At 66.5% G+C, this 21,085-nt stretch carries 20 protein-coding genes; 11 read left to right on the forward strand and 9 right to left on the reverse strand.

From position 1 onward, the window contains the following. Window positions 1-85: 85 nt before the first annotated feature. The 7 genes from BLR51_RS20875 to BLR51_RS20905 form a co-directional block, all read right to left on the reverse strand. A complete protein-coding gene (locus tag BLR51_RS20875) occupies window positions 86-1,375 on the reverse strand; it encodes an amidohydrolase family protein (protein WP_089850615.1) in 1,290 nt (429 codons plus the stop codon). Continuing rightward, entirely contained in the window at window positions 1,375-2,322 is a 948-nt protein-coding gene (locus tag BLR51_RS20880) for an ABC transporter permease (RefSeq protein WP_089850617.1), read from the reverse strand. The genes BLR51_RS20875 and BLR51_RS20880 overlap by 1 nt, the downstream gene beginning before the upstream one ends. After that, complete coding sequence (locus BLR51_RS20885) at window positions 2,319-3,365, reverse strand: ABC transporter permease (protein WP_089850619.1); 1,047 nt, start codon at window positions 3,363-3,365, stop codon at window positions 2,319-2,321. The genes BLR51_RS20880 and BLR51_RS20885 overlap by 4 nt, the downstream gene beginning before the upstream one ends. Next, window positions 3,355-4,893, reverse strand: a complete 1,539-nt coding sequence (locus BLR51_RS20890) for an ABC transporter ATP-binding protein (RefSeq protein ID WP_089850621.1) — start codon at window positions 4,891-4,893, stop codon at window positions 3,355-3,357. Before BLR51_RS20890 ends, BLR51_RS20885 begins: the two co-directional genes overlap by 11 nt. Next, window positions 4,893-5,924 carry a BMP family protein gene (locus tag BLR51_RS20895; RefSeq protein WP_089850732.1) on the reverse strand — a complete coding sequence of 344 codons (1,032 nt, stop codon included), beginning with the start codon at window positions 5,922-5,924 and terminating at the stop codon, window positions 4,893-4,895. Before BLR51_RS20895 ends, BLR51_RS20890 begins: the two co-directional genes overlap by 1 nt. 223 nt (window positions 5,925-6,147) lie before the next feature. Beyond that, window positions 6,148-6,891 carry a winged helix-turn-helix domain-containing protein gene (locus BLR51_RS20900; RefSeq protein ID WP_089850623.1) on the reverse strand — a complete coding sequence of 248 codons (744 nt, stop codon included), beginning with the start codon at window positions 6,889-6,891 and terminating at the stop codon, window positions 6,148-6,150. After that, entirely contained in the window at window positions 6,863-7,153 is a 291-nt protein-coding gene (locus tag BLR51_RS20905; protein WP_089850625.1) for a hypothetical protein, read from the reverse strand. The genes BLR51_RS20900 and BLR51_RS20905 overlap by 29 nt, the downstream gene beginning before the upstream one ends. Before the next feature lie 161 nt (window positions 7,154-7,314). Between BLR51_RS20905 and BLR51_RS20910 the strand changes: the two genes are divergently transcribed. From BLR51_RS20910 to BLR51_RS20930, 5 genes are all read left to right on the forward strand, one after another. Continuing rightward, window positions 7,315-7,866, forward strand: a complete 552-nt coding sequence (locus BLR51_RS20910) for a hypothetical protein (protein ID WP_089850627.1) — start codon at window positions 7,315-7,317, stop codon at window positions 7,864-7,866. 295 nt (window positions 7,867-8,161) lie between these two features. Then, complete coding sequence (gene smpB, locus BLR51_RS20915) at window positions 8,162-8,635, forward strand: SsrA-binding protein SmpB (protein WP_089850629.1); 474 nt, start codon at window positions 8,162-8,164, stop codon at window positions 8,633-8,635. A gap of 125 nt (window positions 8,636-8,760) precedes the next feature. Continuing rightward, window positions 8,761-9,006 carry a hypothetical protein gene (locus BLR51_RS20920; RefSeq protein WP_089850631.1) on the forward strand — a complete coding sequence of 82 codons (246 nt, stop codon included), beginning with the start codon at window positions 8,761-8,763 and terminating at the stop codon, window positions 9,004-9,006. Between the two features lie 72 nt (window positions 9,007-9,078). Continuing rightward, window positions 9,079-9,936 (forward strand): 3-mercaptopyruvate sulfurtransferase, encoded by an 858-nt coding sequence (gene sseA / locus BLR51_RS20925; RefSeq protein WP_089850633.1) that lies wholly within the window; start codon window positions 9,079-9,081, stop codon window positions 9,934-9,936. Further along, complete coding sequence (locus BLR51_RS20930) at window positions 9,936-11,120, forward strand: amino acid aminotransferase (RefSeq protein ID WP_089850634.1); 1,185 nt, start codon at window positions 9,936-9,938, stop codon at window positions 11,118-11,120. Before sseA ends, BLR51_RS20930 begins: the two co-directional genes overlap by 1 nt. 35 nt (window positions 11,121-11,155) lie before the next feature. Here the strand turns inward: BLR51_RS20930 and BLR51_RS20935 are convergent, their stop codons facing one another. Then, window positions 11,156-11,500 carry an antibiotic biosynthesis monooxygenase family protein gene (locus BLR51_RS20935; protein ID WP_089850636.1) on the reverse strand — a complete coding sequence of 115 codons (345 nt, stop codon included), beginning with the start codon at window positions 11,498-11,500 and terminating at the stop codon, window positions 11,156-11,158. A gap of 118 nt (window positions 11,501-11,618) precedes the next feature. Here BLR51_RS20935 and BLR51_RS20940 point away from each other — a divergent pair, with 118 nt between their 5' ends. The 3 genes from BLR51_RS20940 (at window position 11,619) to rlmH (ending at window position 13,407) form a co-directional block, all read left to right on the forward strand. Further along, window positions 11,619-12,305 (forward strand): glycosyltransferase family protein, encoded by a 687-nt coding sequence (locus tag BLR51_RS20940; RefSeq protein ID WP_089850637.1) that lies wholly within the window; start codon window positions 11,619-11,621, stop codon window positions 12,303-12,305. Between the two features lie 184 nt (window positions 12,306-12,489). Beyond that, window positions 12,490-12,927, forward strand: a complete 438-nt coding sequence (gene rsfS, locus BLR51_RS20945) for a ribosome silencing factor (RefSeq protein ID WP_089850639.1) — start codon at window positions 12,490-12,492, stop codon at window positions 12,925-12,927. A 9-nt stretch (window positions 12,928-12,936) separates the two neighbouring features. After that, window positions 12,937-13,407, forward strand: coding sequence for a 23S rRNA (pseudouridine(1915)-N(3))-methyltransferase RlmH (gene rlmH, locus BLR51_RS20950; RefSeq protein ID WP_089850641.1), 471 nt, complete (start codon window positions 12,937-12,939; stop codon window positions 13,405-13,407). Here rlmH and BLR51_RS20955 read toward each other — a convergent pair. Continuing rightward, window positions 13,378-14,217: an undecaprenyl-diphosphate phosphatase gene (locus BLR51_RS20955; RefSeq protein ID WP_089850643.1), complete on the reverse strand. Its 840-nt coding sequence runs from the start codon at window positions 14,215-14,217 to the stop codon at window positions 13,378-13,380. The genes rlmH and BLR51_RS20955 overlap by 30 nt on opposite strands. A gap of 226 nt (window positions 14,218-14,443) precedes the next feature. On the opposite strand from BLR51_RS20955, the gene BLR51_RS20960 reads away from it, so the two are divergent. The 3 genes from BLR51_RS20960 to gltB all read left to right on the forward strand — a co-directional run bounded on the left by BLR51_RS20960 (window position 14,444) and on the right by gltB (window position 21,047). Beyond that, complete coding sequence (locus tag BLR51_RS20960) at window positions 14,444-15,883, forward strand: NAD(P)-dependent oxidoreductase (RefSeq protein ID WP_089850645.1); 1,440 nt, start codon at window positions 14,444-14,446, stop codon at window positions 15,881-15,883. Between the two features lie 65 nt (window positions 15,884-15,948). Further along, window positions 15,949-16,386: a GFA family protein gene (locus tag BLR51_RS20965; protein ID WP_165616890.1), complete on the forward strand. Its 438-nt coding sequence runs from the start codon at window positions 15,949-15,951 to the stop codon at window positions 16,384-16,386. Between the two features lie 119 nt (window positions 16,387-16,505). Beyond that, a complete protein-coding gene (gene gltB / locus BLR51_RS20970) occupies window positions 16,506-21,047 on the forward strand; it encodes a glutamate synthase large subunit (protein WP_089850648.1) in 4,542 nt (1,513 codons plus the stop codon). The last annotated feature ends 38 nt before the right edge of the window (window positions 21,048-21,085 follow it).

Genomic DNA, 21,085 nt, shown 5'->3' on the forward strand with positions numbered 1-21,085 from the left:
GCGGGGGAGGGGGCTCTGCCCCCTCTTGGCCTGCGGCCAATTCACCCCCGGAGTTTAGGGGCAAGATGAAGGGGCGCGCCGCCGGTCAGTGTGGCGGCAGCGTGTGGCGGCGGCGCACCGTCTGCGGGCGCCCGGTCAGGCCGAGCCGCGCGTCGTTGCGCGCCTGCCGCGACACCACCCGGCCCTTGGAGATCACGCAGAGCCGGTCGGGACGCAGCCGCAGCGCCTCGACGGCATCGCCCGCATCCAGCACCACCAGCGAGGCGCGCTTGCCCGGTGCCAGCCCGTAGTCCGGCAGGCCAAGGATGGCGGCATTGTCTTCGGTCACCATGGTGAAGCAGCGCGCCATGTCCTGCGGCGAGGTCATCTGCGCCACATGCAGCCCCATGAAGGCCACGTCCAGCATGTCGCCGGTGCCCAGCGAATACCACGGGTCGCGCACGCAGTCCTGCCCCCAGCCGACGCGGATGCCCTGCGCCTGCATCTCCCGCACCCGGGTCAGGCCGCGCCGCTTGGGGTAGCTGTCATGCCGCCCCTGCAGCACGATGTTGATGAGCGGGTTGGGGATGGCGGCGATCTGCGCCTCGGCGATCAGCGGCAGCAGTTTGGAGACATAGTAATTGTCCATGGAGTGCATGGAGGTCAGGTGGCTGGCCGCCACCCGCCCGTGCAGGCCAAGCCGCTGCACCTCATAGGCCAGCGTTTCGATATGGCGCGACAGCGGGTCGTCGGTTTCGTCGCAATGGATGTCCACCGGCAGGCCGCGATCGGCGGCGATCTCGCAGAGCTGCGTCAGCGAGGCCGCGCCCTGTTCCATCGTGCGTTCGAAATGCGGGATGCCGCCCACCACGTCCACGCCCATGTCCAGCGCGCGCAGCAGGTTCTGCTGCCCGGTGGGGCTGCGCAGGAAGCCGTCCTGCGGAAAGGCCACCAGCTGCAGGTCGAGATAGGGCTTCACCCGCTCGCGCACCTCCAGCATGGCGGTGACGGTGTTCAGATGGTCCGGCGTGGTGTCCACATGGGTGCGGATCGCCAGCAGGCCCAGCGACACGGCCCAGTCGCAATAGGTCAGGGCGCGGTCCACCATCTCGTCGACCGTGGCCTGATCGCGCAGTTCGCCCCAGAGGCTGATGCCTTCGAGCAGCGTGCCCGAGGCGTTGATGCGCGGCGTGCCGTAGCTGAGCGTCGCATCCATGTGGAAATGCGGATCGACAAAGGGCGGGCTGACCAGATCGCCCTGCGCGTCGATCACCTCGCCCGCGTCGCTGCCGGACAGGTCGCCCATGGCGGCGATGCGGTCGCCGGTGATGCCGATGTCCAGCACGCGGCCATCGGGCAGGGTGCCGCCCGTCACAAGAAGGTCAAAGCTGGCCATCAGCGCTCTCCACGGTTGAAAGGGGTCATCAGGGCGGCGGGAATCTCGGCCCGGCGCGACATCAGGATCAGCGCGAGGATCGACAGCAGGTAAGGCACCATCAGGAACACCTGATAGGGCACCACCTGTCCCAGCGGCGTCTGCTGCATGCGGATCTGCAGCGCGTCGAAGCCAGCAAACAGCAGCGCCCCCAGCAGCGCCTTGCCCGGGCGCCACGCGCCGAACACCACCAGCGCGATGCAGATCCAGCCGCGACCGTTCACCATCTCGAAGAAGAAGCTGGAAAAGGCCGACATGGTCAGGAAGGCGCCGCCCACGGCCATCAGCCCGGATCCGGCGATCACCGCCCCCATGCGCAGCCCGGTCACCGACAGGCCCTGCGCCGCCACCGCCTGCGGGTTTTCCCCCGCCGCGCGCAGCGCCAGCCCCAGCGGCGTGCGGTAGAGCACGAAGGCCACCATCCCGGCCAGCCCAAAGCCTGCCCATGTCAGCGCGGTCTGGGAAAACAGCGCCTCGCCCAGCCATGGCAGATCCGACAGGCCCGGGATGTGCAGCGGCGCGAAGGGCTCGATCCGGGGCGGGCTCGTGACCTCGGGCAGGGCCAGACGGTAGGCGAAGGAGGCGGTGGCGGTGGCCAGCAGCGTGATGCCCAGCCCCACCACATGCTGCGACAGGCCGAAGGGCACGGTCAGCGTGGCATGCAGCGCGCCAAAGGCCATGCCCGCCAGCAGCGCCACGCCCACCCCCGGCCACAGCCCCAGCCCGGCATAGACCGCGATCCAGCCGGTAAAGGCGCCGATCACCATGATCCCCTCGATCCCGAGGTTCAGCACGCCCGCGCGTTCGCAGATCAGCTCGCCCATGGTGGCAAAGATCAGCGGCGAGGCGATGCGCAGCACGGCGGCCCAGAAGCTGGCCTGCATCAGGATGTCGAAAAGCTCGGTCATCCGCGCACCACCCGCATCCGTGTCAGCAGCAGCGCCAGCACCATGAACAGCAGCGCCGTGGCCAGCAGCATGTCGGCGATGTAGGTGGGCACCCCCGCCGCGCGCGACATGCTGTCGGCGCCCACGAAGATGCCCGCGACGAACAGCGCCGACACCACCACGCCCAAGGGATGCAGCAGCGCCAGCATGGCGACGATGATGCCGGTATAGCCAAAGCCGGGCGACAGATCGGCGGTCAGGTTGCCCTTCAGCCCCGCCACCTCGGAAAAGCCTGCAAGGGCGGCAAGCCCGCCCGAGATCAGCGCCGTCTTGACCAGCACCCGGCCCACCGGGATGCCTGCAAACCGCGCCGCCTGCGGGCTGAGCCCCACGGCGCGGATTTCGTATCCCAGCGTGGTGCGGGTCTGCATCAGCCAGATTCCCGCCGCACAGATCAGCGCCAGCGCGAAGCCCCAGTGCAGCCGCAGCCCCTCGGCCAGCCGGGGCAGGCGCGCGTCGCGGGGCAGGGCCGGGGATTTGGGCCAGCCCATGCCCATCGGATCCTTCAGCGGCCCCTCCAGCAGGTAAGAGATCAGCAGCGCCATGATGAAATTCAGCAGCAGCGTGGTCACCACCTCGTCGACGCCCATCCGGGTCTTGAGCAGCACCGGCCCCAGCAGCACCAGCGCCCCGGCCAGCACCGCCGCCCCGGCCATCAGCGGCAGCGCCAGCGGGCCGGGCAGGCCCGCCTGCGTGCCCACCACCACGGTCAGCAGCGCGCCCGCGTAAAGCTGCGCCTCGGCGCCGATGTTCCAGAGCTTGGCGCGGAAGGCCACCGCCACCGCCAGCCCGGTAAAGATCAGCGGCGTCGCGCGGTTCAGGGTTTCCAGCGCCGCGAACTTGCTGCCGACGGCGCCCTGCAGGATCAGCCCCAGCGTGGCCAAGGGATCGGCCCCCGCCAGCATCGCCAGCGCCGAGGCGACCAGCACCGTGGCGGCAAGCGCCAGCGCGGGCAGGCCCAGCCTGCGCGCCAGAGAGGGCGCGGCGATGGGTTCAAGCCGCATGATCGACCCCCGCGCCCGCCATCCATTGCCCCAGCTCGGCGGGTGTCTTGCTGCCGCGGGGAAATTCCGGCGAAAGCCGCCCGTCGCAGATCACCCGCACCACATCCGACAGCGTCAGCACCTCGTCCAGATCCTCCGAAATCAGCAGCACCGCCGCGCCCGCATCCCGCGCCGCGATCAGCCGGTCCTGCACATAGGTCACCGCGCCGATGTCGAGCCCGCGCACCGGCTGGTTGGCAAGGATCACCACGGGGCCCGCCTCCAGCACGCGGCCAAGGATCAGCTTCTGCATGTTGCCGCCCGACAGCAGGCGGATGCGCGCCTCGGGTCCGGGGCAGCGGATGTCGTAGGCCTCGATCAGATCCTGAGCCGCGCGGCGGGCGGCGCGCCAGTCCATGAGGCCGCGCCGCGCCACGGGCGGGCGGGCATAGGTTTCCAGCACGGCGTTTTCGGTCAGGCTGAAATCCGCGATGGTGCCGGTCCTGTGCCGGTCTTCGGGGATGCGCCCGATCCCGGCGGCCAGCGCTGCGCGCGGCGACCACTGGCGCACCGGCACGCCGTCCAGTTCCATCCGGCCCGCCTGCGGCGCCTCCAGCCCCGACAGCAGGTCGGCCAGCGCGCCCTGACCGTTGCCCGACACGCCCGCAAGGCCAAGGATCTGCCCCGCCCGCAGATCCAGATCGATGCCGCGCAGCCCGGGGCGGGTGCCCTGCGGCGGCGTGACCACGCCCGCCAGCCGCAGCCGCACCGCGCCGGGGCGCGCCGGGCTGGGCGCGGGCGGGGTGATCTCTGCCCCCACCATCATCTCCGCCAGTGCCTCGCGGCTGGTGTCGGCTGTCGCCACCTCTCCCGCCAGCCGGCCATGGCGCAGCACCAGCACGCGCTGCGAGGCCGCCATGACCTCGTGCAGCTTGTGGCTGATGAAGATCACCGACAGCCCCTGCGCCACCATCCGGCGCAGCGTGTCGAACAGCGCCTCGCTTTCCTGCGGGGTCAGCACCGCCGTCGGCTCGTCAAGGATCAGGATCCGCGCCTCGCGATACAGCGCCTTGAGGATCTCGACCCGCTGGCGTTCGCCCACCGACAGCGCGCCCACCCGCGCGTCGGGATCGACCGCCAGCCCGAATTCCTGCGACAGCCGCGCCACCCGCCGCCGCGCCGCGCCGCGCCCCAGCGACAGCCGCCACAGCGGTTCGGTGCCCAACAGGATGTTGTCCAGCACGGTCAGGTTGTCGGCCAGCGTAAAATGCTGATGCACCATGCCCACGCCCGCGCGCAGCGCCGCGCCCGGCAGGCCGGGGGGCAGCTTCTGGCCGAACACCTCCACCTCGCCCTCATCGGCGGTGTAATGGCCAAAGAGGATGTTCATCAGCGTGGTCTTGCCCGCGCCATTCTCCCCCAGCAGCGCCACGACCTCGCCGCGCCGCAGCGCAAGGCTGATGCCGTCATTGGCCAGCAGGGCGCCGAACCGCTTGGTGATGTTGGTCAGGCGCAGGACAATGTCCTGCGCCCCATGGTCTTGCGTCATCAGGAAGAGGTCGGCTCTGTATCGTTGATCTCGACGGTAAAGCTGCCATCCCGGATCGCCGCCTCGCGCGTGGCCACCAGATCCAGCGCCGCCTGCGGCACCTTGCCTTCGAACGTGCCCAGCGGAGCCAGCGAACAGCCCCCCTCCTTCATGAAGGAATAGATGCCGTAATCCTCTGCCGCGAAGCTGCCAGAGGCCACCTTGGCCAGCGCCGCCTGCAGGGTCGGCTCGAAATGCCACAGCGCCGAGGCGACCACGGTATCGGGGTAATCCGCCTGCGTGTCGATCACGTTGCCGATGGCCAGCACGCCGCGTTCCTGCGCCGCATCCGACACGCCGAAGCGTTCGGCATAAAGCAGGTCGGCGCCGCCTTCGATCATGGCAAAGGCGGTTTCCTTGGCCTTGGGCGGATCGAACCACGACCCGATGAAGCTCACCTGAAACGCCGCCTCGGGCTTGCTCTCGCGCACCCCGGCCATGAAGGCATGCATCAGCCGGTTGACCTCGGGGATGGGAAAGCCGCCCACCATGCCGATGGTGCCGGTCTCGCTCATGGCGCCCGCGATGATGCCGGAAAGGTAAGAGGCGTCCTGAATGTAATTGTCGAAAACGCCCAGATTCGGATAGGCCGGATCCGGCGGAAAGCTGGAGCCCAGCAGGAAGGCGGTGTCGGGATAATCCAGCACCACCTCGCGCGCCTCCTGCTCCACGCCAAAGATCTCGCCCACGATCAGCTGCGCGCCGCTTTCGGCATATTCGCGCATCACGCGGGGGTAATCGGTATTGGCGGTGTTTTCGGTGAAGCTGTACTCGATCTGCCCCGCCGCCTTGGCGGCTTCGGCGGCCAGATGGATGCGGCTCACCCATTGCTGTTCCACCGGCACCGTATAGATGCCCGCCACCCGCACCGGGGCCTGCGCCCGCAGCCGCGTCGGCAGACCGCCAAACGCCGCCAGCGCCGCCACCCCGCCCGTGCCCATCAGCATCCGCCGCCGGGTAAGCCCCGGGCCGCCGCGTGTCCATGTCGTCATGATCAGACCCATCCCTGTTATGTCTGGCCGGTTTTTGACCATGCGGTAAGGAAGGGCGCGAGTCGCGGCAATCCCATTGGGCCGGTCTGCGGCAGAATTCGCCTGTTTGCCCGGCATTGCCAAGGGTTTTGCCGAAATAAATGGCGCAGGCTTCTTCTGACCGCAAATATCCCGGGGGAGTCCGCGCCCGCGCGGACGGGGGCAGCGCCCCCGCCTTGCGGCGTCATCCGCTGTTGGAAAGGCCCGGCCTCGCCTCTGCGGCTCCGACCAGCGCGATCACCGATTTGTCGATGGCGAGCATGTAGCCGCGGCGGGTGATGTTCTTGACCAGCAATTCGCTGACGATCTGGTTGCCCAGCCCGTCGCGCAGCCGCTTGATGCGGGTGGCGCCTGCGGCCTCGTCGCAGTCGGCGGCATCGCGCCCGGAAATCACCGCCTCGATCTGCGCGCCGGTCATCATCTCGTCATCCATGCGCGCCTCGGCCAGAACGGTCAGCGTCTCGATCATCGCCTCGGTCAGCTTGAAGCCCATGGTGTTGAGATAGACCATGTTCTCCTCGCGCGAGATCAGCAGCGAATTGACCTGAATCCCGGCGCGTTCGATCTGCGCCATGCGCCGGTTCAGCGTCACCAGCATGACCAGAAACACCAGCGCCGCCACCAGCAGCGCCGTGGCAAAGACCAGCAGCACGAAGATCACCACCCGGTAGCTGACCAGAACTTCGGAAAAGGCGGTGCCCGACTGCGCGAGAATCTCAAGCAGCCGGACCTCGGAGGGCGCGGTCAGCGTGTCATTCTCGACAAAAATCCGCTCCACCCGCGCGTTGAAGGCATTGCCATCGGGCAGGGTCAGCAGCAGCCCGGCCCCGGCAGCCATCAGCAGCGCCACGATGGCCGCGATCCCGAAGACCACGATCCGGGTTCCGGCGCGGCGCGCCTCAGTAGCGGAGATAGAAGTCACCGGCATTCGCCTTCTTCTCGGCAGAAGGTTCCTCTGCCGACAGATGCACCACGTTCAGCAGCGTCCAGCCGTTGCGGTCCAGCCGGATCTCCATCTGGGCTGCGGCGGCATTGGCGGGCGGGCAGGCCGCCCCGGGCAGGGTCGAGATGCCGTAATGCAGGCGCAGCGGGTTGTCCTGCTTGGCCTTGTATTCGACAAAACAGGCTGCCTGTGCCGCCGAAGCGGGCAGGACGGTCAGCAGGAAAAGCGCGCAGGCCATGGGTTTCATGCCGCGACACTGATCGCGCGGCCCGCACAAATCAATAGCGAAGCCCGGACAGGGCGCGGTTATCCGATAACACTTTGGGGATATTGCCCGTTTTCACGAGCTGGCCAAGGCTCGGGCAGGGTGCGGTGCTGCCGCACGATCCCCTTTCAAGGAGCTTTCCCATGTCCCGAACCTTCATCTCTGTCGTTCTTGCCACGGCGCTGTCGCTGGCCGTGGCGCTGCCCGCCCCGGTCCGCGCCGACGAACAGGACATCGCCCGCGCCGTGGGCGTGGCCGCCACGCTTTTTGTGCTGGGCAAGGCGATCCAGAACGCGCGTGACAAGGACGACGACAAAGACCGCAAGGACCGGCACGACGGCTGGCAAGGCCGCGCGCCGCATCCCCACGGATCCGCCGCACCGCATCTGCCGCGCCCGTGGCAGCCGCATCTGGACGACCGCCACAAGCCGCTTCCCCGGGTGATCGGGCGCCCGCACGCGCCGCAGCCCGCCGCCCGCCACCTGCTGCCGCGCGCCTGCCTGCTGGCGGTGTCTGGCGCGCGCACGGATCACGTTCTGGCCGAAGGCTGCCTGCGCCAGCACGGCATCCGCCTGAACAGCCTGCCCGACCGCTGCCGGATGCAGGTCGCCACCTCGCGCGGGCGCGCCACCGCCTTTTCCGAACGCTGCCATGCCGGACAGGGCTACCGCGTGGCGGCGGGTCCGCGGCGCTGATCGGCAGCCCTGCCGCCGCCCCGCGCGACAGAACAGCCGACCGCGCGCCGCTGAGGCTCGGCAAACCCGACGCGGCGGCGGCACCCGGATGCCCGCCGCCGCGTGTGTGGCGGCCTCGGATGCCTCCGGCGGGGATATTTGGGGCCGCTGGAAGCGCGGACGTGGTTTCCATTGGCTTCAAATATCCCGGGGGGCCGCGCGGCACGCGCGGCGGGGGCAGCGCCCCCTCGGCCCCACCATCCGCGCGCGCGCCCCGTATGGACAGGGACGCGTGCGCAGCCTATGTCAGCCCATCATGGCACAGACAAAGTCCGACCCGAATTACAAGATCATCGCCGAGAACCGGCGGGCGCGTTTCGATTATGCCATCGAGGACGATCTCGAATGCGGCATCATGCTGACCGGGTCCGAGGTGAAGAGCCTGCGCGAGAACTCCGCCAATGTGGCCGAGAGCTATGCGGCGGTGGAGGAGAGCGAGCTTTGGCTGGTGAACTCCTATATCGCTCCCTATACCCGGGCGATGTTCCCGCATGAGGAACGGCGGCGGCGCAAGCTGCTGGTGTCCAAGAAGGATCTGTCGCGGCTCTGGAACGAGACCCAGCGCAAGGGCATGACGCTTGTCCCGCTGGTCATGTATTTCAACCACAAGGGCATCGTGAAGCTGAAGATCGGCATCGCGCGCGGCAAGAAGAACCACGACAAGCGCGAGACCGAGGCCAAGCGCGACTGGAACCGCCAGAAGCAGCGCCTGCTCAAGCAGGGCGGCTGACCGGCGGAGAATTGCCACAGATCCGGTCAGCTTTCTGCGGCGGGGATTGTCTTTCCTGTTGGAAGGAATAAGCAGCGCCCGACCGCGGCTGCCGCGGGATTTCTGCGTGATCGGGGGATTTACGCATGTTTTTCGGGATGATCGTCGGCGCGGTGTCCATCGTGCTGTGCGGACCATTGTGGCCGCGGCTCAGTCAGGGCCGCACCGTCGATGCCATGTCGGGCACCGTGGGCGGGGGCCTTGGCGGGCTTTGCGCGCTGCTGATCGGCTCGGGCGAGGCGGGGGTGGCCGCCGAGGCGCTGGGCGGGCTTGCCGGGGGCGGGCTGGGGCTTCTGCTGGTGGGCATCATCGCCCAGTCCTCGGCGGAGTGAGCGGCGGCGCCCTTGTCAGCGCGGGGTTCCCCGACTAGAGACAGGGCGATGCCGACTGCCCGGGGGGAGCTCATGGCCCTTGACGATCCCAAGACGCTGGTTTCGACCAACTGGCTGGCGCAGCACCTGAAGGATCCCGATCTGCGGGTTCTGGACGCCAGCTGGTACATGCCCGGATCGGGTCGCGATCCGAAAGCCGAATATGACGCCGCCCATATTCCCGGCGCGCGGTTCTTCGACATTGACGAGATTTCCGATCTGCGCTCGGACCTGCCGCATATGGTGCCGCCGGTGGACAAGTTCATGTCCCGGATGCGCGCCATGGGGGTGGGCGACGGCCATCAGGTGGTGGTCTATGACGGCGCGGGGCTGTTTTCCGCCGCGCGCGTCTGGTGGCTGTTCAAGCTGATGGGGCAGGATGACGTGGCCGTGCTGGATGGCGGCTTTCCCAAATGGCAGGCCGAGGGCCGTGAGGTCGAGGACATGCCGCCCGTCATCCGCGACCGGCACATGATGGTGCGCCGCCAGAACCATCTGGTGAAGGATGTCACGCAGGTTTCTGCCGCCTCCAAGCTGCGCGATCACGAGATCATCGACGCCCGCGCGGCGCCGCGGTTTCGCGGCGAGGTCCCGGAGCCGCGGCCCGGCCTGCGGTCGGGGCATATTCCCAGCGCGCGCAACGTGCCTTTTGCCACGCTGCTGGCTCCGGATGGCACGCTGAAGCCGCCGCAGGCCCTGCGCGAGGTGTTTCTGGCCGCAGGGGTGGACCTGTCGAAGCCGGCGATTACCTCCTGCGGGTCCGGCGTGACCGCCGCCATTCTGAACCTTGCCCTGACCCGCATGGGCAAAAGCGACCATTCCCTGTATGACGGGTCGTGGAGCGAGTGGGGGCAATTCCCCACGCTGCCCGTCGCCACCGGAGAGGACTGATGTTCGAGACCCTCAAGGAACAACCCGCCGACAAGATCCTGATGCTGATGCAGGCCTACCGCGAAGACCCGCGCGAGCAGAAGATCGACCTTGGCGTCGGCGTCTACAAGGATGCCAGCGGCAACACGCCGGTGATGCGCGCCATCAAGGCCGCCGAAAAGCAGCTGTGGGAGCGTGAGACCACCAAGACCTATACCGGGCTTGCGGGCGATCCGGTCTTTGCCGATGCCATGGTGGATCTGGTGCTGGGCGATGCCGTGCCGCGTGAAAACGTGGCTGCCGCCGCCACCCCCGGGGGCACCGGCGCGGTGCGTCAGGGGTTCGACATGATCCGGATGGCGAACCGCAAGGCGCGGATTTTTGTCTCTGACCCGACATGGCCGAACCATCTGTCCATCCTCAAGCACATGGACATGGAAGTGGTGACCTACCGCTATTTCGACGCCGAGACGCGGGGCGTGGATTTTGTCGGTATGATCGCGGATCTGCATCAGGTGCTGCCGGGCGACGTGGTGCTGCTGCATGGCTGCTGCCACAACCCCACCGGCGCCAACCTGAACATTTCGCAGTGGAAGGCCGTGGCGGATCTGCTTCTTGAAAAAGAAGGCACGCCGATGATCGACATCGCCTATCAGGGTTTTGGCGACGGGCTTGATGCGGATGCGGCGGGCGTGCGGCTGATGGCGTCGAAGATGCCGGAATGCCTGATCGCGGCCTCCTGCTCCAAGAATTTTGGCATCTATCGCGAACGCACGGGCCTGCTCATGGCGGTCAGCCGGGATGCGGGGGCGAAGAAGCTCAACCAAGGCACGCTCAACTACCTGAACCGGCAGAATTTCTCGTTCCCGCCGGATCATGGCGCGCGGCTCGTTGGCATGGTGCTGACCGATCCCGAGCTGCGGGCCGACTGGATGGCGGAACTGGAAGAGGTGCGGCTGTCGATGCTGGGCCTGCGCGAACAGCTGGCCTCGGAACTGCAGCGTCTGTCCGGGTCGGACCGCTTCGGCTTTCTGGCGCAGCATCGCGGCATGTTCTCGCGGCTGGGGGCTACGCCCGAACAGGTGGAGACGCTGCGCAGCAAGCACGGCATCTACATGGTCGGTGATTCGCGGCTGAACATCGCCGGGCTGAACAGCGCCACCGTGCCGGTTCTGGCCGAAGCCATCGTGAAATCGGGCATCTGAGCCTGAAGGGGGGCGGAACGCCCGCCCCCTGACCCCTAGCCATGTTCGGCCAGACTGTCCTGCGGGGCCTCGTCGCGGTCGAACATGCCGTAATCCCGCAGCACATGGCAGACCTTCAGCCGGTAATCGCTGAACACGCCCTCGCGCCCGCGCCGCTGCGCGCCCCGGTGACCGGAAAGCGCGCGCCAGCGGTCCACGGCGGCCTCATCCTCGAAAAAGCTGATGGACAGCAGCTTGCCGGGGTTGGTCAGGCTTTCGAACCGTTCCACGGAAATGAAGCCTTCGACCTGTTCCACCATGGGGCGCATGGTGGCGGCAATATCGAGATATTCGTCCCGGCGCCCCTCGGCGGGGATGACTTCGAAGATGATGGCGATCATGGCTGGCTCCTCCGTTCCGGGCAGCATGGCGGGAATGCCGCGCTTTGCAAGCCGCCGCTGCTACGGATTTACACGGGCGCCGCACGCGCCTATGTGCGGGGCAGCAGCGGAGAATGGCATGACGCAGAACAGGCAGAGCCAACGGGGCGTGGTCTATGTGGCTTGGGGCCGCGACCATGTTGACGTGGCACGCCGGTCTGCGGCCAGCGTGAAACGGTCCAACCCCGGACTGGGCACCGCGATCTGGTGCAAGCCGGGCGATGACGTGAGCGGATTCGATCAGGCGCTGTATATCCCCGAGGGGCTGAAACGGCCCAAGGTCAACGTGCTGGGCGAAAGCCCGTTCGAGGAAACGCTGTTTCTGGACAATGACACGCTGGTGCGCGCCGATCTGTCCTCGCTGTTCGATCTGCTCGACAAATACGAGATGTGCGGCGCGCAGGTGATCCTGTGGCACCGCCCGCGCCATCTGAAGAAGATCGCGCTGGACCTGCCCGAAACCTTCCCCGAGATCAACACCGGCGTGCTGCTGTATCGCAAGACGCCCGCCGTGCTGGACTTCTTCCGCGACTGGGCCGAAACCTTTGCCGTCTCCGGCATGGGGATCGACCAGCCCTCGTTCCGCGAGGTGCTGTGGCGGTCGGAGGTGAAATTCTACGTCTTCCCGCCGCAGTTCAACAAACGGGTGTTCGAGGCGTCGGAACTGCTGTGGTCGGATGCGCCCAAGCCGCGCATCCTGCATCTGGAACTGCTGAGGCCACAGAAAAACGCGCTGCTGCGCTGGCTGTCGGACCGGATCCGGTAGCGAAAGGGGCGCAAAACGGGCCCGAGTCGCGGCGGTTGCGGCGGTTTGGGAAAAAAGGAAATCAAGTCAGATCAATCCCATGGGGCGGCAGCCGGAGGCTTTGTCCGGGCTGCCGTTGAGATATGGCCCTTGCGGTGTTATCTTTTTCCCATGCCCTGCGCCGGGGTGACATTCGGCGCGTGTCATGAAGGAGGACAATGTCCTGTCACTTACTGCCGATGCGGCCACTGCCGCTGATGCGGGCCTGCCCATGACCGGGCTGACCCAACCCGAGGTCACCAGCGAGTCCATTCTTGCGCTGATCTTGCGGAGCCTTGACGACAACAAGGCCGAAGAGGTCGTGCAGATCGATCTGCGCGGCAAGACGTCTGTCTGCGACCATATGGTCATCTGTTCGGGGCGTTCGTCCCGTCAGGTGTCTGCGCTGTCGCAGAAGCTGGTCGAAGACCTCAAGCACGAGCTGGGTGTCCCTTCGAAGATCGAGGGGCAGGAAACCGGCGACTGGGTGCTGATCGACACGGGCGATGTGGTCGTCCATGTGTTCCGTCCCGAGGTGCGCGAGTTCTACCAGCTGGAAAAGATGTGGATGCCGATGGGCAAGGTGACCCAGAACCCGGCCTGACCTTTCGTCATGCGGGTGCATCTTTGCGTGGTGGGCCGCCTTCGGGCGGGCCCCGAACGCGATCTGATCGACGACTATCTGAAGCGGTTCGACCGAACCGGGCGGGCGATGGCGCTTGGCCCGGTCACTGTGCATGAGGTGGAGGACCGCAAGGGCGGCGGCATGGCGGCAGAGGCCGACCTGCTGCGCCGCGCGCTGCCGTCCGGTGCCAAGATCTGCGTGCTGGACGAACGCGGGCGGGTGATGAGCTCGCCTGAATTTTCCGACACGCTGGCCCGGCTGCGCGACGAGGGCGCGCCGGATCTGGCCTTTGTCATCGGCGGGGCCGACGGGATCGACCCCGCGCTTCGGGCTCAGGCAGACATGGCGCTGTCCTTTGGCGCCATGGTCTGGCCGCATATGCTTGTGCGGGTGATGCTGGCCGAGCAGCTGTACCGCGCGGCCTCGATCCTAGCCGGCAGCCCCTATCACCGCGTCTGAGCCGGCATAGCCATAGGCATAGACCAGCAGGATGATGCCAAGGATCACCCGGTAGATCACATAGGGCGTGAAGCTGACCGACCGCAGCAGCCGCATCATCAGCGTCAGCGCCAGCAGCGCCGAGATGAAGGCGAATCCGGCGGCAATGGCACCGTCCACCGCAGCCTGCCGGTTGGCGGTTTCCACCACTTCCAGCCCCAGCAGCGTGCCGGAGGCGATGATGGTGGGTATCGACATCAGCATGGACAGCTTGGCCGCGTCATGCCGGGTGTAGCCCATGAAGCGGGCGCCGGTGATGGTGATGCCCGACCGCGAGGTGCCGGGAATCAGCGCCACCGCCTGCCACAGGCCAAGCAGGACCGCGTCGCGGAAGCTCCAGTCGGTTTCGGTGCGGATTTCGGGGTTCTTCTGGTCGGCCCACCACAGCACGATGCCGAAGATCAGCATGGTCCAGCCGATCAGCGCGACCGACCGCATCATGTCGGCAAGCCCGGTGACCTTGAGGATCAGGCCCACGACGATCACCGGCACGGTGGCCAGCGCAAGGCACAGGGCCAGCTTGGCCCCGGGCGTGTCGACACGGCCCGTAAGCAGGCGCAGGGTGCCGATGGCAGCCTCGCGCACGTCGGACCAGAAATACAGGATCACCGCGAACAGCGTGCCCACATGCACGGCCACGTCGATGACCTGCCCCTGATCTGCCATCCCAGTGAGATTCGGCAGAAGAATCAGGTGGCCCGAGGAAGAAATCGGCAGAAATTCGGTGATGCCCTGGATCAGGGCGAGTATAATGAGTTGGGACAGTGGCATCGCAGCGCCTCTCCGGGGGACTATCGGCGTCTGCTATATCCCCTTGGTTTTCTGGGGAAAAGAGGTAAATGGTTCCGGTTCGATACCTATTTTGACGCGATTTTCGCGACCGGGGAGGGCGTGTCTCCAAAATAAACGCATAATAGGTCAGTAAGAGTGACTTTTCTTCCGGCGCGGCTTTGAGTAAACACGCGCCACCGACTGATCTGCTTGGAGACAAGGCGTCATGGCAAAGCAACCCATGCTGAAATTCGTGAAGATCGCCCGCGACATGCCCGAGAAACGCTCGGCGGATGTGCGCAAGGAGGATTTCCACGAAATCTACGCCGAGTTCGCGGCGGCGAAGGCGGCGGAACAGGCCAGCCGCTGCAGTCAGTGCGGCGTGCCCTATTGTCAGAGCCATTGCCCGCTGCACAACAACATCCCCGACTGGCTGAACCTGACCGCCACCGGGCGGCTGCGCGAAGCCTATGAAATCAGCCAGTCCACCAACACCTTCCCCGAGATCTGTGGCCGCATCTGCCCGCAGGACCGGCTTTGCGAAGGCAATTGCGTGATCGAACAGTCGGGCCATGGCACCGTGACCATCGGCTCGGTCGAGAAATACATCACTGACACCGCTTGGGAAAACGGCTGGGTCACCCCCGCTGCCCCGGCGGTGGAACGGCCCGAAAGCGTGGGCATCATCGGCGCGGGCCCCGGCGGGCTGGCGGCGGCGGACATGCTGCGCCGTGCGGGCGTGCAGGTCACGGTCTATGACCGGTATGACCGCGCGGGCGGGCTGATGACCTATGGCATCCCCGGCTTCAAGCTGGAGAAAGAAGTGGTGATGCGCCGCAATGCCCAGCTGGAAGCGGGCGGCGTGCGCTTCGTGCTGAACTGCGCCGTGGGCGAGGACATCACCTTTGACGAGATCCGGTCGCAGCATGATGCGGTCATCATCGCCACCGGCGTCTACAAGTCCCGCGATCTGGGCGGGCCGGGCGCGGGTGCGCGCGGCATCGTGCGGGCCATCGACTATCTCACCGCCTCCAACCGCGCGGCCAATTTTGGCGACAGCGTGCCGGAGTTCGAAAGCGGCGAGCTGAACGCCGAGGGCAAGAAGGTCGTGGTCATTGGCGGCGGCGACACCGCCATGGACTGCGTGCGCACCGCGATCCGGCAGGGGGCGACCTCGGTCAAGTGCCTCTATCGCCGCGACCGCGCCAACATGCCGGGCAGCCAGCGCGAGACCCAGAACGCCGAGGAAGAAGGCGTGGTCTTCGAATGGCTGACCGCGCCCAAGGGCTTCAAGGGCGACGCGGCGGTCGAAGCGGTGGTGGTGCAGAAGATGCGGCTGGGCCTGCCCGACGCGTCCGGGCGCCAGACGCCGGAACTGATCGACGGCAGCGACTATGACGAACCCGCCGATCTGGTCATCAAGGCGCTGGGGTTCGAACCCGAGGAACTGCCGACGCTCTGGGGCTGCCCCGAGCTGGAAGTGACACGCTGGGGCACGGTGAAGGCCGAATTCACCAGCGGGCGCACCTCGCTGCCCGGCGTCTATGCCGTGGGCGACATCGTGCGCGGCGCGTCGCTGGTGGTCTGGGCGATCCGCGACGGTCGCGACTGCGCCGAGGCGGTGCTGAAGGATTTCCAGTCCGCGGCGGCGATTGCCGCGGAGTGAGGCCACGGCCTCTGTCCGTTTCTCTGGGTCGGCCCCGCTGACCCGCACCCGGAAAGGTCCATGCCATGACACGCAGAAGCGGTCATTGTCTGTGCGGCGCGGTGCGATTCACCGCGACGAGTTGGGGCAGCTTCGGCGTCTGTCATTGCGAACAGTGCCGTCGCTGGGCGGGATCCGCGCTGTTTGCGGCGGATGTGGCCGAGGGCGATCTGGACGTGCAGGGCGCCGAGCACATCCGCAGCTTCCGCAGCTCCGACTGGGCGACGCGGTCGTTCTGCGGGACCTGCGGTTCGGTGCTGTGGTATCGTTACGACAAAGGCGTGGACGGTGCCGGGGCCTATGAGGTCTGCCTTGGCCTGCTGGACGACGCCAATGGCTTTGCGCTGAAGCGCGAGATTTTTGCCGATAAGAAACCGGACAGCTGGGCGCTGGACGGGCAGCACGACCGGCTGACCCGTTCCGAATGCCTCGCGATGTTCGGATCGCAAAGCGACGGGGCCTGAGCCCCGGTCCCGAAGACCGAAGAATACCGGCGCACCCGCGCCACCAGAAATTCCGGCGCAGCCGCGCCGAACCACGCTAGTCCGGCCGCATCACGGCCCCGCCATGGAGGTATCAAGCCATGACCACTTTCGACGCCAACTGGGCTGCCGCCGAAGAGACCAAACGCAAGTGGATGGAAGAGAACAGCCTGTTCCGCGACGAGCACGAGCATTCGTCCTGCGGCGTGGGTCTTGTTGTCTCCATCGACGGCAAGCCGTCGCGCAAGGTGGTCGAGGCGGGGATCACCGCGCTCAAGGCGATCTGGCACCGTGGTGCCGTGGATGCCGATGGCAAGACCGGTGACGGCGCGGGCATCCATGTGCAGATCCCGGTCAGCTTCTTTTACGATCAGATCGACCGCACCGGCCACGCGCCGCGCAAGGACGAGCTGATGGCGGTGGGGCAGGTGTTCCTGCCGCGCACGGATTTTGCCGCACAGGAAACCTGCCGGACCATCGTGGAAACCGAAGTGCTGCGCATGGGCCATTACATCTATGGCTGGCGGCATGTGCCGGTGAATGTCGACTGCCTTGGCGAAAAGGCCAACGCCACGCGCCCCGAGATCGAGCAGATCCTGATCTCCAACGCCAAGGGCATCGACGAAGAGACCTTTGAGCGCGAACTGTATGTGATCCGGCGCCGCATCGAAAAGGCGGCGACGGCGGCGGGGATCAACGGGCTTTACATCGCTTCGCTGTCCTGCCGGTCGATCATCTACAAGGGCATGATGCTGGCCGAACAGGTGGCGGTGTTCTACCCCGACCTGATGGATGCGCGGTTCGAATCCGCCTTCGCGATCTATCACCAGCGCTATTCCACCAACACCTTCCCGCAATGGTGGCTGGCCCAGCCGTTCCGCATGCTGGCGCATAACGGCGAGATCAACACGATCAAGGGCAACACCAACTGGATGAAAAGCCACGAAATCCGCATGGCCTCGGCCACGTTCGGAGAGATGGCCGAAGACATCAAGCCGATCATCGCGTCGGGGGCGTCGGATTCCGCAGCCCTGGATGCGGTGTTCGAGGTGCTGGTGCGCGCGGGCCGCAACGCCCCCATGGCCAAGACCATGCTGATCCCCGAAGCGTGGTCCAAGCAGGCGGTGGAACTGCCGCAGGCGTGGCTGGACATGTATTCCTACGTCAACTCGGTGATGGAACCGTGGGACGGCCCGGCGGCGCTGGCCATGACCGATGGCCGCTGGGTCTGTGGCGGGCTTGACCGCAACGGCCTGCGCCCCATGCGGTATGTCGTGACCGGTGACGGCCTGCTGATCGCGGGATCCGAGGCGGGCATGGTGCCGGTCGACGAAGGGTCGGTGCGCGAAAAGGGCGCGCTTGGGCCGGGCCAGATGATCGCCGTGGATATGGAAGAGGGCAAGCTTTACCACGATACCGAGATCAAGGACCGTCTGGCCGCCAGCCAGCCCTTCGGCGAATGGGTGGGCAAGATCGTCGAACTGGACGACGTGCTGGGCAAGGTGTCGGAAAAGCCGCTGTTTGCCGGATCCGAACTGCGCCGCCGCCAGATCGCCGCAGGCTACACGATCGAGGAACTGGAACAGGCGCTGGCGCCGATGGCGGAGGACGGCAAGGAGATGCTCGCCTCCATGGGCGATGACACGCCTTCGGCGGTGCTGTCGAAGAAATACCGCCCGCTGTCGCATTTCTTCCGCCAGAACTTCAGCCAGGTGACCAACCCGCCCATCGACTCCCTGCGCGAATTCCGCGTGATGTCGCTGAAGACGCGGTTCGGCAACCTCAAGAACGTGCTGGATGAATCCTCCTCCCAGACCGAGATCCTCGTGCTGGACAGCCCCTTTGTCGCCAACACGCAGTTCGACGAGCTGGTGAAGCATTTCAACGCCGGTCTGGTGGAAATCGACTGTACCTTCCCCGCCAATGGCGGCGAGGGCGCGCTGCGCGACGGGCTGGCGCGGATCCGGGCCGAGGCCGAGGATGCCGTGCGCTCCGGCGGCGGTCACATCGTGCTGACCGATCACCACCAGTCCGAGGACAAGGTGGCGATGCCGATGATCCTTGCCACCTCGGCGGTGCATTCGTGGCTGACCAAGAAGGGCCTGCGCACCTTCTGTTCGCTGGGCGTGCGCTCGGCGGAATGTATCGATCCGCATTATTTCGCGGTGCTGGTGGGCTGCGGCGCGACCATCGTGAACCCCTATCTGGCCGAAGACAGCCTTGCCGACCGCATCGACCGTGGCCTGCTGGACGGGTCGCTGACCGACAATGTCGCGCGCTACCGCGAGGCCATCGACGCCGGTCTGCTGAAGATCATGTCGAAGATGGGGATCTCTGTCATCTCCTCCTATCGCGGCGGCCTGAACTTCGAGGCGGTGGGGCTGAGCCGTGCCATGGTGGCGGAATATTTCCCCGGCATGCTGAGCCGGATTTCCGGCATCGGCGTGCATGGCATCCAGCAGAAGGCCGAAGAGGTGCACGGGCTTGGCTTCCGTGGCGGGCGCGACGTGCTGCCCATCGGCGGCTTCTACAAGGCGCGCAAGTCCGGCGAGACCCATGCCTGGGGCGCGCAGAACATGCATCTGCTGCAGGCCGCCTGCAACAAGGCCAGCTACGAGCTGTGGAAGACCTATTCCAAGGCGATGCGGGCCAACCCGCCGATCCATCTGCGCGACCTCTTGGATTTCAAGCCGCTGGCAGAACCCGTGCCGCTGGAAGAGGTGGAAAGCATCACCTCCATCCGCAAGCGTTTCGTGACGCCGGGGATGAGCCTTGGCGCGCTGAGCCCGGAGGCGCACAAGACGCTGAACGTCGCCATGAACCGCATCGGCGCCAAGTCCGACAGCGGCGAGGGCGGCGAGGATCCGGCACATTTTGTGCCCGAACCCAATGGCGACAACCCCTCGGCCAAGATCAAGCAGGTGGCGTCGGGCCGGTTCGGCGTGACGGCGGAATATCTCAACCACTGCGAAGAGCTTGAAATCAAGGTCGCGCAGGGCGCCAAGCCCGGCGAGGGTGGCCAGCTGCCCGGCATGAAGGTCACCAAGCTGATCGCGCGTCTGCGTCATTCCACCGAAGGCGTGACGCTGATTTCGCCGCCGCCGCATCACGACATCTATTCGATCGAGGATCTGGCGCAGCTGATCTACGACCTGAAGCAGATCAACCCGCGCTGCAAGGTGACGGTCAAGCTGGTGGCCTCCTCCGGGGTTGGTACCATCGCGGCGGGCGTGGCCAAGGCCAAGGCGGACATCATCCTGATTTCCGGCCATAACGGCGGCACCGGCGCGTCGCCCGCCACCTCGATCAAACATGCGGGCCTGCCGTGGGAGATGGGCCTGACCGAGGCGCATCAGGTTCTGGCGATGAACAAGCTGCGCGACCGCGTGACGCTGCGCACCGATGGTGGCCTGCGCACCGGGCGCGACATCGTGATGGCCGCGATGCTGGGGGCCGAGGAATATGGCATCGGCACCGCCGCGCTGATCGCCATGGGCTGCATCATGGTGCGCCAGTGCCAGTCCAACACCTGCCCCGTGGGCGTCTGCACGCAGGATGAAAGCCTGCGCGCCAAGTTCACCGGCAATGCGGAAAAGGTGGTGAACCTCATCACCTTCTACGCCACCGAGGTGCGCGAGATCCTCGCCTCCATCGGGGCGCGCAGCCTGAATGACGTGATCGGCCGTGCCGATCTGCTGCGGCAGGTCAGCCGTGGGGCGGAGCATCTGGACGATCTCGACCTCAACCCGCTGCTGATCCGCGTCGATGGCGCCGATGACATCGTCTACAACCGCGACAAGCCGCGCAACATGGTGCCCGACACGCTGGATGCCGAGATCGTGCGCGATGCCGCGCGCTTCCTTGAAGATGGCGAGAAGATGCAGCTGAGCTATGCGGTGCAGAACACCCACCGCACCGTCGGCACCCGCACCTCCAGCCATATCGTGCGCAAGTTCGGGATGCGCAACGCGCTGCAGCCCGACCACCTGCATGTGAAGCTGACCGGCTCTGCGGGTCAGTCGCTGGGCGCCTTCGCGGCGCCGGGCCTGAAGATCGAGGTGTCGGGCGATGCCAATGACTATGTGGCCAAGGGTCTGTCCGGCGGCACCGTGGTGGTGCGTCCGCCGATGATGTCGCCGCTCAAGGCGGAGGACAACACCATCATCGGCAATACCGTGCTTTACGGCGCCACCGATGGCTATCTCTTCGCGGCGGGCAAGGCGGGCGAACGCTTCGCCGTGCGCAACTCCGGCGCGAAGGTGGTGGTCGAAGGCTGCGGATCGAACGGCTGCGAATACATGACCGGCGGGGTCGCGGTGATCCTTGGCCCGATCGGCGCCAATTTCGGCGCGGGCATGACCGGGGGCATGGCCTATCTTTATGATCCCGAAGGCATGGCGGGCGATCTGATGAACATGGAAAGCCTCGTCACCTGCCCGGTGACTGTGGACCATTGGGAAGCGGAACTGCGCGGGCTGATCGAACGCCACCTGCGTGAAACCGGCAGCCGCCGCGCGCAGGACATCCTGCAGCACTGGGACAGCGAGCGCGGCCATTTCCTGCAGGTCTGCCCGAAGGAGATGCTGAACAAGATCACCCATCCGCTCGGCTTCGAGCAGGACGTGGCGGTGCCTGCGGAATAACGCGGGCCTGCTCAGCCGTGGCGCGATCTGAGGGCCCC

The organism is Salipiger marinus (genome assembly GCF_900100085.1).
Lineage (GTDB): Bacteria > Pseudomonadota > Alphaproteobacteria > Rhodobacterales > Rhodobacteraceae > Salipiger > Salipiger marinus.